Origin of the sequence: Kluyvera sichuanensis, assembly GCF_014218705.1 — a bacterium.
Taxonomy (GTDB): Bacteria; Pseudomonadota; Gammaproteobacteria; order Enterobacterales; family Enterobacteriaceae; genus Kluyvera; species Kluyvera sichuanensis.
This window is the reverse complement of sequence record NZ_JABBJF010000002.1, coordinates 183885-197699: the sequence shown is the minus strand read 5'-3', so window position 1 is coordinate 197699 and position 13815 is coordinate 183885. Positions and strand designations below refer to the sequence as shown.

At 53.7% G+C, this 13815-nt stretch carries 14 protein-coding genes, 1 tRNA gene and 1 pseudogene; 8 read left to right on the top strand and 8 right to left on the bottom strand.

The genetic code is table 11. From position 1 onward, the window contains the following. The first annotated feature begins 110 nt into the window (after positions 1–110). Complete coding sequence (locus tag HII27_RS03310; RefSeq protein WP_185666535.1) at positions 111–728, top strand: TfoX/Sxy family DNA transformation protein; 618 nt, start codon at positions 111–113, stop codon at positions 726–728. Here HII27_RS03310 and yccS read toward each other — a convergent pair. Further along, on the bottom strand, positions 718–2844 hold the full coding sequence (yccS, locus tag HII27_RS03305; RefSeq protein WP_185666534.1) for a YccS family putative transporter: 2127 nt from the start codon (positions 2842–2844) through the stop codon (positions 718–720). The genes HII27_RS03310 and yccS overlap by 11 nt on opposite strands. A gap of 18 nt (positions 2845–2862) precedes the next feature. Beyond that, positions 2863–3309 carry a YccF domain-containing protein gene (locus HII27_RS03300; RefSeq protein ID WP_185666533.1) on the bottom strand — a complete coding sequence of 149 codons (447 nt, stop codon included), beginning with the start codon at positions 3307–3309 and terminating at the stop codon, positions 2863–2865. A 122-nt stretch (positions 3310–3431) separates the two neighbouring features. Between HII27_RS03300 and helD the strand changes: the two genes are divergently transcribed. Then, a complete protein-coding gene (gene helD, locus HII27_RS03295) occupies positions 3432–5486 on the top strand; it encodes a DNA helicase IV (protein ID WP_185666532.1) in 2055 nt (684 codons plus the stop codon). Positions 5487–5529: 43 nt separating this feature from the next. Here the strand turns inward: helD and mgsA are convergent, their stop codons facing one another. Beyond that, positions 5530–5988 carry a methylglyoxal synthase gene (gene mgsA / locus HII27_RS03290; RefSeq protein WP_185666531.1) on the bottom strand — a complete coding sequence of 153 codons (459 nt, stop codon included), beginning with the start codon at positions 5986–5988 and terminating at the stop codon, positions 5530–5532. A 134-nt stretch (positions 5989–6122) separates the two neighbouring features. Between mgsA and HII27_RS03285 the strand changes: the two genes are divergently transcribed. Further along, entirely contained in the window at positions 6123–6536 is a 414-nt protein-coding gene (locus HII27_RS03285; RefSeq protein ID WP_185666755.1) for a CoA-binding protein, read from the top strand. Between the two features lie 65 nt (positions 6537–6601). On the opposite strand, the gene hspQ is transcribed toward HII27_RS03285, so the two are convergent. Further along, positions 6602–6919: a heat shock protein HspQ gene (gene hspQ, locus HII27_RS03280; protein WP_185666754.1), complete on the bottom strand. Its 318-nt coding sequence runs from the start codon at positions 6917–6919 to the stop codon at positions 6602–6604. A gap of 71 nt (positions 6920–6990) precedes the next feature. Then, positions 6991–8181, bottom strand: coding sequence for a 23S rRNA (cytosine(1962)-C(5))-methyltransferase RlmI (gene rlmI / locus HII27_RS03275; RefSeq protein ID WP_185666530.1), 1191 nt, complete (start codon positions 8179–8181; stop codon positions 6991–6993). 143 nt (positions 8182–8324) lie between these two features. On the opposite strand from rlmI, the gene yccX reads away from it, so the two are divergent. Then, entirely contained in the window at positions 8325–8603 is a 279-nt protein-coding gene (gene yccX, locus HII27_RS03270; RefSeq protein ID WP_185666529.1) for an acylphosphatase, read from the top strand. Here yccX and tusE read toward each other — a convergent pair. Together tusE and yccA are read right to left on the bottom strand one after the other, a co-directional pair. Continuing rightward, positions 8600–8929, bottom strand: coding sequence for a sulfurtransferase TusE (tusE, locus tag HII27_RS03265; RefSeq protein WP_185666528.1), 330 nt, complete (start codon positions 8927–8929; stop codon positions 8600–8602). The genes yccX and tusE overlap by 4 nt on opposite strands. An 87-nt stretch (positions 8930–9016) precedes the next feature. Next, positions 9017–9676, bottom strand: a complete 660-nt coding sequence (gene yccA / locus HII27_RS03260) for an FtsH protease modulator YccA (protein ID WP_052284078.1) — start codon at positions 9674–9676, stop codon at positions 9017–9019. 236 nt (positions 9677–9912) lie between these two features. Between yccA and HII27_RS03255 the strand changes: the two genes are divergently transcribed. The 3 genes from HII27_RS03255 (at position 9913) to HII27_RS03245 (ending at position 12796) form a co-directional block, all read left to right on the top strand. Further along, complete coding sequence (locus HII27_RS03255; protein WP_185666527.1) at positions 9913–11532, top strand: ABC transporter substrate-binding protein; 1620 nt, start codon at positions 9913–9915, stop codon at positions 11530–11532. A 144-nt stretch (positions 11533–11676) separates the two neighbouring features. Further along, positions 11677–11764, top strand: a tRNA-Ser gene (locus tag HII27_RS03250). 315 nt (positions 11765–12079) lie between these two features. Beyond that, on the top strand, positions 12080–12796 hold the full coding sequence (locus tag HII27_RS03245) for a hypothetical protein (protein ID WP_185666526.1): 717 nt from the start codon (positions 12080–12082) through the stop codon (positions 12794–12796). A 53-nt stretch (positions 12797–12849) separates the two neighbouring features. On the opposite strand, the gene HII27_RS03240 is transcribed toward HII27_RS03245, so the two are convergent. Continuing rightward, a complete protein-coding gene (locus HII27_RS03240; protein ID WP_223883140.1) occupies positions 12850–13407 on the bottom strand; it encodes a LysR family substrate-binding domain-containing protein in 558 nt (185 codons plus the stop codon). Positions 13408–13462: 55 nt separating this feature from the next. Between HII27_RS03240 and HII27_RS03235 the strand changes: the two are divergent. After that, positions 13463–13582, top strand: a pseudogene (locus tag HII27_RS03235) (nuclear transport factor 2 family protein); the annotation flags it as partial. Between the last annotated feature and the right edge of the window lie 233 nt (positions 13583–13815).

The window sequence follows — 13815 nt, the reverse complement described above, 5'->3', positions numbered from 1 at the left end:
CCCGATGGTAAATTCACCTTGCCGCGCCGAAAGAACGCGCCTATGTTGCTTATTATGCCTTCCATTAATTAATTTAATGCATCCATGTCCATGATTATTAAGGATTAATCATGAAGAAAATATCGTATAAACGGATTTATCAGTCCCAGAAGTACTTTTCGCTGTTGGGCAAAATCAAGTCACGGGCGCTGTTCGGCGGCTACAGCCTTGCCGTCAACAATGCGGTGTTTGCAATGGTTTCTGAAGGGGAGCTGTACCTGAGAATGTGCGAGGAGAGTGCGCCATACCAGGCTAAGCATTCGCCTCCATTATTAACATTACGCAAAAGAGGATGTTCACAGCAGTTAAAATATTTCCATGTCGACAATATGCTTTGGTCCGATCAGCCGACGTTATTACAGCTTGGACAGTTCTCGCTGGCAGACGCACGGCGGGAGAAAATCCGGCAGGGGCCGCAGAGGATTAAAGATCTTCCCAATCTTTCTTTTCATATGGAGCTGTTGCTGAGTGAAGCGGGCATTAAGGATGTTCGAATGCTACAGCAGATAGGTGCGGAAGAGGCATGGCTCGCGCTTCGTCGCATTCGCAAACAGATCAGTATTAATGTGCTGTATTCATTGGAAGGGGCGATTGTTGGGATTCATGCCGCAACGCTCCCGGCGCCGCGGCGCCAGGAGTTGCTGGAATGGGCATTAGCCAATGCCCGTACAACTGATGTTATGCCATAACCTGCTTTTGCAGGCGGCAGATTTCAGGTAACAACGAAATCATCAGGCCGATTTGTTGCAACACTAATGGCTCTTTGCTGTCCGGGCGAGGATCGAGATGTTGGATTCGCGCGGCTAAGCCGCTTAATGCCTGCTGCACCCGCTCTTCATCGGAAGGCTGGTGGTGCAGGGCATCGTCGACGTAGCATACCGCATCGTCCAGAAGAGCCAGTATTTCCGCCGTAGCCAGTTTTTCCCTATGGGCTCCCAGGGCGGAAATATAGCTGGTGAGGGTATGGTTCAGACACAGCAGACGAAACGCCGTCTCCCGCATTTCTGCGGTCACTCTCGGTTCGCTCGACATATTAGAGACCACGGAAGCTAACTCTGCGTCGCGATTATGGGCATCTCGTCGTGCGATTCGATAGGCCAGCCGGTTATCGCGCCCCTGGTGGTATTGTTCAAGAATCGCATCCAGATAGCGGCAGTTGGCATCCACCGCGCGCTCCAGCACGCGAGGAAGGTTGCGGAACTTCCAGTCAGGCCAGATAAAGCTGACGGCGGCCCAGGCTATACCGCAGCCAATTAACGTATCCACCACGCGCGGCAGCGCTACTTCGAAGCCCTCGCCGAGCAGATTAAAGCACAGCAGTACCAATAACGTGATAAACATCGTCGCGTGAGCATACTGAACGTTGCGAAACGCAAAAAACAGAACGCCGGTGACAACAATCAGCGCCAGTTGGCCCTCAAGCGAAGGCACCAGCCATAGAATTGGTAGCCCAAGCGCCACGCCGACCAGCGTACCGATGATACGTAGCGCCAGGCGGTGACGGGTGGCGTTATAGTTGGGCTGGCAGACAAACAGGCTGGTGAGCAGGATCCAGTAGCCATGCTGCAAGCCAGTGAACTGAATAAACGCATAACCCGCACATAGCACCAGCGACATACGCACCGCGTGACGAAATAGCGCCGACTCCGGCGACATATTGCGGCTCAGGCGCGAGCGAATGTCGGCAAAACCGTGCAGGCTGTCGTCCGCCAACAGGGTTTCCGTTTCGTTTTTCGCCTGCGACTGCAGTTGTTCAGACTCGATGGTCGCCAACTGCGCATCAATGGCGCGCAGGTTGTTGAGTAAAAAACCGAGCGCTTTCATCTGTTCTGGCGCGGCGCCGCTGGCGCGAACGCGATCTAATGCAGCATCGAGGTGGGAAAATGCGCGCTCAAACCGGGCATCGTGCTGGTAGGGCGTACGCAGCAAAATGGCTTTTGCCAGATCCTGACAGGCCATCGATTGCATGGAGAGCAGCCGTTGGAAGCGGAACATCACGTCGCTGTAGCGGAAGGTATCGCGCAGTGCCTGATACTGGATATGCGATGAACTGGCGCGTTCATGAATATCCTGAGCAACAAAATAGTAGTGCAGCGTTCGACGCGTGCTGCGCTGCCCGCGGTCACCGCGCAGGCGCGTTAATAAAGACGCTTTGGTTTGATTGAGCGTTGCCATTAGCTGACCATTCGCTAGCGCCAGTTCATACAGCGGCGCCTGGTCTTTATCATCCAGGTCCGGGTCAAACAGGCGCGACTTCAGCTCAAGATAGCGTGAAAGCTGTTCATAGCTGCGGGCGAGATTATCCTGCAACGGACGGATAGGAAAAATCAGGTGGCCGGTTAGCGTCAGCACGTTATACCAGACGGCACCGGCAATCAGCAGCACCGGTTGTTGATACCAATGCGCGTAAAGTGACACACCAAGCATGGTATAAATGGCAATCAGCAGCGCGCCAAAGGCGATGGTCGCATAGCGCTGCCCCAGGCCGCCGAGCAGAATAAAACCGATGGTCGAAATGGTTAAACCCAGCGCAAACATCCACGGCCACGGAAACAGCAGTTCGACCGATGCGGAAGCGATAAAGAAGCAGATAAGGGTGATGACCAGATTTCGCAGTCGCCCGGTGAGTCTGTCATCAAGGTCGGTCAGCGCCGCGGCAACCACCCCCAGGGTGAGCGGGATGGTGAGTTTGGCATCGCCCAGCCACCAGGGTAGCGCGGTCGTGCCGACGAGCGCGATAAAGATTCTGGCGTTGTAGAGCCAGGTACTGTTCCATGTATAGCGGCGAAGCAACGGGCTTAGCATAGCGATTAATCGTCCTGATTACTGAAAACGGCGGCGCGCATTGGCTTCACGCGCCGCGCGTGCTACTTCCACTGGCACCACGCGTCGGCCAACCGGCCAAAGGGCGATGGCGGCAATTTTAAAGTTAGCGATACCGACGGGGATACCAATAATGGTCACGCACTGGGCTATCCCGGCGACGATATGTGTCAGGCACAGCCACCAGCCAAACAGCACGAACCAGACGATATTCAGCACGGTTCCGCCCGCGTTCATCACACCGTTTTTGGCGGTAGGGTCCAGTTCGTCAACATGAACGGCTTCGTTGCCAAAAGGCAATAACGACAGTTTGGTTATCTCCCAGCAGGAGCGGGTCAGCGGCAGCGTGATAACCAGAATGATGCTGGCCAGCGTCGCAAACAGCCAGCCCAGCGTTGTCAGAAATCCACCTAACACAAAATTCAAAATATTCAGAACTGTACGCATAAATCCCCTGTGCTGCGTTGTGAATAATAAGACCTGATGATTGTAACGTTTTTTTGCGCTGGAGCACCTATTCTCTGGCGGTTACACTGTGAGGTATCGAAAAAGTCAGGATTCGACACAACATGGAATTAAAAGCAACGACGCTGGGCAAGCGCATGGCGCAGCACCCTTACGACCGGGTTGAGATCCTCAATGCGGGCGTCAGAGTTTCCGGCCCTCAACATGAATATCTCATTCCTTTCAACCAGCTTCTTGCGATTAACTGCAAGCGCGGCCTGGTGTGGGGAGAGCTGGAGTTTGTGTTGCCTGAGGACAAAGTTGTGCGCCTGCATGGAACCGAATGGGGGGAGACGCAGCGCTTTCACCGTCATTTAAGCGGCCTCTGGCAGCAGTGGGGCGTGGAGATGAGCGACATTGCTGCTGAACTGCTCGAAAAGCAGTTGGCGATTATCGCTGGCAGCAGTGTGGAAACGCAGTGGCTCACGCGTCAACAGGCGAAAAAGATACGCGAGCAGATTGTACTGGCACTGGAAGGTTTACCGCTGCCGACCGATCGCCTTGAGGCGTTTGATAATTGCCGTGAGCTGTGGCGGCAGTGCCAGGCATGGCTCGCGGATAAAGAGAACGGCCGCGCACAGCATAATCAACGTTATACCGATGCGATGCTTGAGCAGTACCATGAGTTTTTCGAACAGATAGAGTCATCGCCGCTGAATGCCTCCCAGGCCAGAGCGGTGGTTAACGGCGAACGCTCGCTGCTGGTGCTAGCGGGGGCCGGTAGCGGTAAAACGTCCGTGCTGGTGGCACGTGCGGGCTGGCTGCTGGCGCGTGGTGAAGCTTCAGCAGAACAAATTCTGCTGCTGGCCTTTGGCCGCAAAGCGGCGCAGGAGATGGATGAGCGCCTACAAACGCGCCTGCATACCGATGCTATTACAGCGCGAACCTTCCACGCGCTGGCGCTGCATATTATTCAGCAGGGCAGCAAAAAAGTTCCCGTGGTCAGCAAACTGGAGAATGACGCGACTGCCCGTTATGCGCTGTTTACCCAGTGCTGGCAGCAGCAGTGTCGGGAGAAAAAAGCCCAGGCCAAGGGCTGGCGGCTGTGGCTCCAGGATGAACTGGGCTGGGATGTCGCCGAGGGTAATTTCTGGGAAGATGAGAAGATCATCAAGCGCATGGGAAGCCGCCTTGATCGCTGGGTAAGCCTGATGCGTATGCACGGCGGGTCTCAGGCGGAGATGATTGCTGGCGCGCCGGAAGAGGTACGTGATCTGTTTGGCAAACGCATCAAGCTAATGGCTCCGCTGCTGAAAGCGTGGAAAACGGCGCTGAAAGAAGAAAACGCCGTCGACTTCTCCGGGCTTATCCATCAGGCTATTAATATTCTGGAAAAAGGGCGTTTTGTCAGCCCGTGGAAGCATATTCTGGTTGATGAGTTTCAGGATATCTCCCCTCAGCGTGCCGCTCTGCTGGCAGCGCTGCGCAAACAGAATTCGCATACCTCGCTCTATGCGGTGGGCGATGACTGGCAGGCAATCTATCGCTTTAGCGGCGCGCAACTGTCTCTGACGACCGCCTTTAACCACTATTTTGGCGAAGGCGATAACTGCGCGCTCGACACTACCTACCGTTTCAACGGCCGTATTGGTGAGATTGCCAATCGCTTTATTCAGCAGAACCCGCATCAGTTGAGTAAACCGCTCAACAGCCTGACGGCGGGTGACAAAAATGCGGTGACGTTGCTGGAGGACGATAAGCTTGATGCGCTGTTTGATAAGCTCAGCGGCTATGCCACCGAGGAGCAGCGGATTCTGGTGCTGGCGCGCTATCACCATCTGAAACCGGCTGCACTGGAAAAAGCGGTGACCCGCTGGCCGAAGCTGAATATCGACTTTATGACCGTTCACGCCAGCAAGGGCCAGCAGGCCGATTACGTTATCGTGCTGGGATTACAGGAAGGGTTTGATGGTTTCCCGGCCCCCGAGCGGGAGTCGATTATGGAACAGGCGCTGCTGCCTGCACCGGAAGATTTCCCGGATGCCGAAGAACGTCGTTTGCTATACGTGGCTATCACCCGCGCGCGTCTGCGCGTCTGGCTACTGTTTAATGCTAAACAGCCGTCACCGTTCGTCGATATTTTGAAGCAGCTATCGGTGCCAGTGGCACGTAAACCGTAAGATAAGCCGGAGCCGCTGTTGCGACTCCGGGCCTGGCGGACGCTTATTTCAGGCGTTCGGAGAGGTAGCGCTGATAGTCGGGGATAAGAATATCGACCGGCTCGCTGAAGTTCGGTGACTGGATAATAAAGTCGGCGGTGGACGCATTGGTGGCAACCGGGATGTTCCAGACGGTTGCCAGACGCAGCAGCGCCTTAACGTCCGGGTCGTGCGGTACGGCGTTTAGCGGATCCCAGAAGAAAATCAGCACGTCGATTTTACCTTCAGAAATCAGTGCGCCAACCTGCTGATCGCCGCCCATCGGGCCGCTCAGCATGGCTTTCACTTCCAGACCGGTGGCGCGTTGCACCAGGTTACCGGTGGTGCCGGTGGCGGACAGCGTATGCTGCGCCAGGCAATCCCGGTGGCGCTGCACCCATTTCATCAGCATATCTTTGCAGTGGTCGTGTGCCACCAGAGCAATGTGTTTACGCGCCGGTAAGGTGCGGGTCGTCAGTTCCATAAAGCCATTCCCTAAGTGTGTAATCCAGACAGATTACTGCAAGCAAATCAGCCTGCAAGCTCTGAATCGCAAAAATTTGACGCGCGACATCAGCGCGCTCGCGTACACTTAATCTATTAGCCAGGAGGATAATGATGACAGAAAATGATATTGCCAACATTTTGACCAACACCCACACCATTGCGCTGGTAGGGGCGAGCGACAAACCTGATCGCCCGAGCTATCGGGTGATGAAATACCTGCTGGATCAAGGCTATCGCGTGATCCCGGTGTCACCGAAGGTGGCGGGCGGTACGCTGCTGGGGCAGAAGGGCTACGCCACGCTTGCCGATGTGCCAGAGAAAGTCGATATGGTGGATGTGTTCCGCAATTCCGAAGCCGCATGGGGCGTGGCACAGGAGGCGATTGCGATTGGCGCCAAAACGCTGTGGATGCAGCTTGGGGTGATTAACGAACAGGCGGCCGTGCTGGCGCGTAACGCGGGTCTGCAGGTGGTGATGGACCGTTGCCCGGCGATTGAGATCCCTCGTTTGGGCCTCGCAAAATAAAGAAGTTCACCGTCGCTTCATAACAAAAAACCCCGCAATGCGGGGTTTTGTCATTAATGCGGCAACTAGTTACGTAGCCGCGGTGCCTGTAGCTGTCGGCGGATGGTACGCGCCAGTTCATCCATCGTAGGTTGCTCTGGGTGATCTTCTCTCGTTTCACTGCTTAACTGGGCTTCGGCCAGATAGGTATGCACCGGCTGGCCTTCGTCATCTTCCATCACCACGTGATACCACGGCAAAGCACGAAGCTCGTCGCTTGCCGCCAGATCGTCGGGGTCAGGATCGTCAAGTGAGTAAACCGGGTCGATATCTACCACCACGCCCAGGTAGCCCAGCAGGGAGTGACGCACCTGCTGGCCAATACCGAATTTGCTGGTAATCATCATACTCACCTCCCGGGAAATGGCGTTATCTCTGTATCTCTACATATATAGACACCATTTCGCTTTTCAAGTTACATGACGCGGCAGGCAAATCCTTTCAGGTACAGTCCTTCCGGGTAGGTTGCAATCACCGGGTGATCGGCTGCCTGACGGAACTGCTCTATAAATTGTACATCACGACCGGCATCAATTGCGGCGTCGGCGATGATTTTCTGGAATAAATCCGTCGTCATCAGGCCGGAGCAGGAGAAGGTCAGCAGCACGCCGCCTGGATTCAGCAGTTGGATCGCCAGCATATTAATGTCTTTATAGCCACGGCAGGCACCCATCAGCTGGCTTTTGTTTTCCACGAATTTCGGTGGATCCATCACGATCACATCGAACTTCTCACCCTGGTCGCGGTATTTACGCAGCAGCTTAAAGACATCGTCGCGAACGAACTCGGCTTTGCTCAGGTCCAGCTTGTTCAGCTCGACGTTTTGACGTGCAACGTCCAGCGCTTCCTGAGAGGTGTCCACGCTAGTCACCTGGCTGCAGCCGCCCATCAGCGCGGAAACCGCAAAGCCGCCGGTGTAGGAGAAACAGTTCAGAACGCGTTTATCCGCCACATAGCGACGCGTTGCCAGACGGCTGTCGCGTTGGTCGAGGTAATAACCGGTTTTATGGCCACCCTGGATATCGACCAGCAGCTTCATGCCGTGCTCTTCAATCGGCAGCAGGGCAGGTGGCAGCTCGCCGGTCACTGGCCCTTGGGTCAGCTCCATGCCTTCTTTTTTACGTACCGCAACGTCGCTACGATCGTAAATCGCACATTGCGGATACAGCGTTTGCAGGGCGCTAATCAGCGCTGCACGTTGGTATTCGGCACCGGCGCTCAGCAACTGCAGCACCAGGAAGGAACCGAAGCGGTCGATAGTCACGCCCGGCAGGCCGTCAGACTCGCCGGCGATCAGACGGTAGCTGTCCAACCCGTCTTTCTGCGCCAGCCAGTCACGCCAGGTTTGCGCTTGCTGCAGGCGACGCACGAAGAAGTCGATATCGATGGTTTCGTTGGCATCGAAGGTCCACACGCGAGCGCGGATCTGCGAAGCCGGAGAATATGCGCCACGGGCTAACCATTTACCCTGATGATCAACAATATCAATGGTCTCACCGAGGCTGGCTTTGCCTTCCATGCGAGCAACCGCACCGGAAAAGACCCAGGGATGACGGCGCAGCAATGATTTTTCGCGCCCTTTGGCTAACACTAAACGTACACTCATAGTTTTTTATCTGACTATATAGGAAGGGATCAGGCTGCATTTTCCCGACTTCGCTGCACAAATGCAACGAACAGCGGAAGAATGTCAGGACAATTGGCGGTAGAGTGGTGTTAATCGTCTGAACCATACCGGAGGAGAACCGCATGGATAAATGCGTGATTTGTTGGGTTTACGGCCAGGTGCAGGGCGTCGGTTTTCGCTTTTTTACCCAGCAGGAGGCCGTGCGCCTTGGTCTGCGCGGCTATGCGTTGAACCTGGATGATGGCAGCGTGGAGGTTGTGGCCTGCGGCAATGATGAACAGGTTGAGAAGCTACTGGCATGGTTAAAAGCGGGCGGGCCGCGCAGCGCCCGGGTTGATAAAGTTCTGGCCGAACCTCATCAACCCGAAAAAGCGTGGAACAACTTCAGCATTCGCTATTAAATGCACTTCACAGGCTTAGGCAGGCCCGCGATTTTGGTGGCCTGTTTAGCCGGGCCTTTCGGGAACAGGCGATACAGGTAGCGGCTGTTGCCTTTCTCTTCGCCGAAGGTGTTCGCCATCGCTTTGACCAGCATACGAATGGCCGGGGAAGTGTTGAATTCCAGGTAAAACGCACGCACAAAACGCACCACTTCCCAGTGCTCAGGGCTCAGTTCAATACCTTCGTTGGCGGCAATCGCCGCCGCCAGCCCTTCGCTCCACAGCGTAGTGTCTTTAAGATAGCCTTCGCTATCGGTCTCAATTTCGGTGTTTTCGTAGATAAGCATAATATTTCACGCAACAAACAGATGGCGGGAAGTGTAGCAAATAAAAAGGCCCCGCATAAGCGAGGCCTTGAGTCCGTTGAGTCGGGGTTAATCGCGGCTTGCGAAGCCCAGAATGCTCAGCAGGCTGACGAAGATGTTGTACAGCGAGACGTACAGGCTAACGGTAGCACGGATGTAGTTGGTCTCACCGCCGCGGATGATGTTGCTGGTCTCATACAGGATGGCACCGGAAGAGATCAGGATAAACACCGCGCTAATCGCCAGGTGCAGGGCAGGCAGCTGCAGGAAGATGTTCGCCACCATACCAATCAGCACCACCACGATACCGGCCATCAGCATACCGCCGAGGAAGGACATGTCCTTACGGGTGGTCAGCACGTAGGCCGAGCAGCTAAAGAACACCAGCGCCGTACCGCCCAGCGCCATCCCGATAACGTCACCCATGCCCGCAGACAGGTAGGCGTTCAGAATCGGCCCCAGAATATAGCCCAGGAAACCGGTGAAGGCGAAAGCGGACAGAATGCCTACCGGCTTATCGGCCGTTTTATAGGTCAGGAACATTAACCCGTACATGCCAACCAGCGTCAGGATCAGGCCCGGAGATGGCAGCATCAGCACGGTGCTGGCCGTGGCGGTAATGGCGGAAAACGCCAGCGTCAGGCTCAGCAGGAAATAAGTATTACGCAGGACTTTGTGTGTGCTCAGCAGCGATGAGCGGTCACGCGATGAAGTAATTATGCGATCCATGAGTCACTCTCTTATGACAGATGTTATTAGTGGCATAGAATAAGAAATCTCTCTTTTATTCCCAAATGATTTTACCCATCTTTACTCTGCCGAATCAGGGTATTACTGGTCGGTCACAGATTCTATCAATAAAGCCAGAAAGAGCGAGATCAATCTCTTATAGGTTGTTGAAAGCCCTTGCGTTATCACCGCTTCATGCCAAGAGTGAAGAGGGTTATAACGACAAGGCAATGGAAATGAAATTAAAACACAATAACAACATCACGATCGCGCTACTGGCGCTAGGTTTAAGCGGTGCTGCACAGGCTGCAAACGTACCGGAAGGTACTGCATTGGCGGACAAACAGGAGTTGGTGCGTGGCAACGGCAATGAGCCAGCTTCGCTTGACCCACATAAAGTGGAAAGCGACGTTGAGTTTAACATCCTCAACGATCTGTTTGACGGGCTGGTGGCGGTGAAACCCGATGGCAGCATTGAGCCAAGGCTGGCGGAGTCCTGGGACAATAAAGACAACACCGTCTGGACGTTCCACCTGCGCCCCGGGATTACCTGGTCCGACGGCTCTGCAATTACCGCGCAGGATGTCGTCTGGAGTTGGCAACGTCTGGTTACCCCGGCCACCGCATCCCCTTACGCCAGCTATCCTGGCAATATGCATATTGTGAACGCGGCGGATATTGCCTTAGGCAAGAAAGCCCCGGATACCCTCGGTGTGCAGGCGCTTAACGACACCACAATCGAAGTGACCCTGACGCAGCCTAACTCGGCTTTTCTCGCCATGCTCGCGCACCCGTCGATGGTCCCGCTGGATAAAGTCCTGATCGGCCGCTTTGGTGATAAATGGGTGAAGCCAGAGCACTTTGTGGGCAGCGGAGCCTATACGCTCTCACAGTGGGTCGTTAATGAGCGCATTGTGGCCGAGCGCAATCCTCGTTACTGGGATAATACGAAGACGGTGGTCAATAAGGTGACCTATCTGCCTATCCGCTCTGAAGCTTCTGATGTAAACCGCTACAAGGCGGGTGAAGTCGATATCGTTTATACCTTACCGATTAACCAGTTCAGCCAGTTGAAAAAGACGCTCGGCGATCAGGTGGACGTTAAACCGCAGCTGGCCACCTATTACTATGAGTTCAACACCACGAAACCGCCGTTTAACGATGCCCGCGTGCGTCGTGCGCTGAATATGGCGCTGGATAAAGACATTATCGCCGACAAGGTATTGGGGCAGGGGCAGAGCCCGGCGTGGGTGATTAGCCAGCCAGATATTGGCGGCGTGAAGCTGCACGGGCCTGAATACGCCTCCTGGCCGCGCGATAAGCGTCTGGCCGAGGCGAAAAAGCTGCTGGCGGAAGCCGGGTTTAATGAAGCGCACCCGCTGTCATTCAATCTGCTGTACAACACCTCGGAATCGCATCAGCGTATAGCCATTGCCGCCGCCTCGATGTGGAAGAAAAATCTCGGCGTTGAAGCCAAGCTGCAAAATCAGGAATGGAAAACCATGCTGGATGCGATGCATACCGGTAATTTTGACGTCGTACGCTACGCCTGGATTGCGGACTACGATGATGCGTCGACGTTCCTCAATACCTTCCGTACCGGCGACAGCGAGAATACGGCAAAGTACAGCAACCCGGACTACGACGAGGCACTGCGCGATGCGGCCAGAACGCAAGATGTCGCTCAGCGCGCACGTGACTACCAGAAAGCCGAAGATTTGCTGGCGCGCGATGTACCAGCCATTCCGGTTTATCACTATGTGCGTACGCACCTGGTGAAACCGTGGGTTGGCGGTTTTGCGCCGGATCGCCTGGGGAATTTCTCCACCAAAGATATCTACATCAAAAAGCATTAAGCGGAAATTCGAGGAATAAAGCGTCGTAAAAATAGCCATTTTGTTGTTTTTTCAGACGAATAACAACATTTTGGCTGTTTTTCAGGCAAACGAACGTTTTGGTGCTTTACAGGTCCGTTCGGGATGTTTATAGTGCGCCTCATTGGAAGCGTGGCCGAGTGGTTGAAGGCACCGGTCTTGAAAACCGGCGACCCGAAAGGGTTCTAGAGTTCGAATCTCTACGCTTCCGCCAAATTAGAAAAGGGCTTGTCGAAAGACAAGCCCTTTTTGCTATGTGTCGTCTACTTAAACACAGTTTTATCACCTTGTGTACCCCACTTCGCCTCATCGCAACTCCCCGCGAATTATTAAATCATCCTTAACTAAAATTTATTAACCGTATTTGAGTTTAATTCAGGCTCATTCCTTGTGACGTTCTGATTTTATTAAAAAATGTTGGTTGTACCCCTACCAAATATAAGTGTTTAAGCCGCTGGCAATTTCAAAATGTGATAAGAATAATCTGATCTTAATATCATGCTAACGACTTTTATGGGATGTGCTGTCGATGGATAATAAATATAAAATGACCTTGTTGGCCTTTGGGGGCCTTGCGCTGAGTGCCTGTTCAACTACCCAACCGCCGAAAACAAAGATTGTGGATACCAGAGTAGTTAAACTCAGCAATGGTTCGAAAATTGACGTTCTGACGCAAAATGCGATCAATGGCGATGTCATCGAAGACACGAATAATTCGCTTAATCTTGTCGCTAAATCTGATAATGCAAAGGTTGTCGCGTTGAAAACGCTGCAGTTTGCAGCGGTGCTGTTGGGCGGGGGGAGCTCTCAGGTTAATACATTTAGTAAAGACCAACTCAAAGGCACCTATGTTGGTAGCGTTCAAAACAGAACGATGGAGTACGTTAATCCAGAGCTGGACAAGCTTCTGACAAGTGCGGATATCCCTTCTAATGTAAATAAAGAAATTATCATCCAGCCGTATAAATATAAGCTCTTGTACGAAGGCTTAGATACCAGTGATTATACTTTCTTCTATTCAGCGACAATAAAGAGCGGTGATTATTATCATACGTGTTCGAGCAGCGATCTACTCTCTGCTGAGCGCACAAGACCTATCAGCGACTGGGAAAAAAATAATTATGAGTTAACGCAAACCGTCGCTAAAAAAATCATCGCGGAGTGTTTCAAGACAATTAACTCACCGGCAGAAAAAACGAAGCTTATCGCTGCACTCAGTTCGACCGGTACAGCGAAGAGTATGTAAGCTAACGAGCCTGGGGAGGGGACTCCCCATGACATTTGAGGCTCCGCTTCTCGCTAGCCCGTGACCCCTCGAATAAACGCCTTTACCGCAGCACTCGACTCCTGCGCGCGAGACACCAGCATCAAATTGGCGTTCAGTTCAATATCATCCAGGGGACGATAGGTCAGGCCAGGAATGTGCACCTGCTGTAGTGGGGCCGGAATTAACGCTACCCCCAGCCCGGCCGCAGCGATGGCAAGTACGCTTAGCGTACTGCTGGAGCGCTGTGCAATATGTAACTGGTCGCCCAGCCTTTCTTGCAGCAGCAGGCAAAGCCGTTCATGAATATCGTGCGCTTCATAAAGAATAAGCGCTTCCCCGGCGAGCTGTTCAGGGAAAATGCTCGCGTGAGCGGCCAATGGGTGAGCGTCGGCAAAGGCCACCAGAAACGCCCAGCGCCCAATGGGCTGTGCGATAATGCCCGGCGATGCGGTTTTGCTGTTATCGGGGGCGTAACCAACATCAAGCTCTCCTGCCAGAATGGCATCTACCTGCAACTGAGGGGCCATCTCTTCAATCACCAGTTCAACGTCCGGGTAAGCATGATGAAACTCGCGCAGGTCGGTCGTCATCTTGCCGCTAAAAATCGCGTTGCCGGCAAAGCCCACCCGCACTCGTCCCGTCTCTGCCCCGTTGGCCTATCTGCTGGAGAAAAGCGGGTTCCCGCTTGGTCGAGTATTCGCCACACGCGGCAGCGAGCTGGAAGCGAAAATGAAAGCAGAAGGGCAGCGCTGGCTAGCAGCCTGAGGCTGGAGCGTTGATGCGCGGCTGTCGCCGAGGCGGGCCGCGCTGAATGTGCGAAAAATATGCCCTGACACCGATATTTTTATATCGATATTAATATGTTTGTCAGGCGTTTCTCATACTAAAATATATTCACTGCGCTAAAGTGGTATTAATTACTGATCTGGAATAACGCAACAATTGTTAAATTTCATGGTCGCTGAGGCACATAAGGATAAGTTCTGTTACGGTCAGTA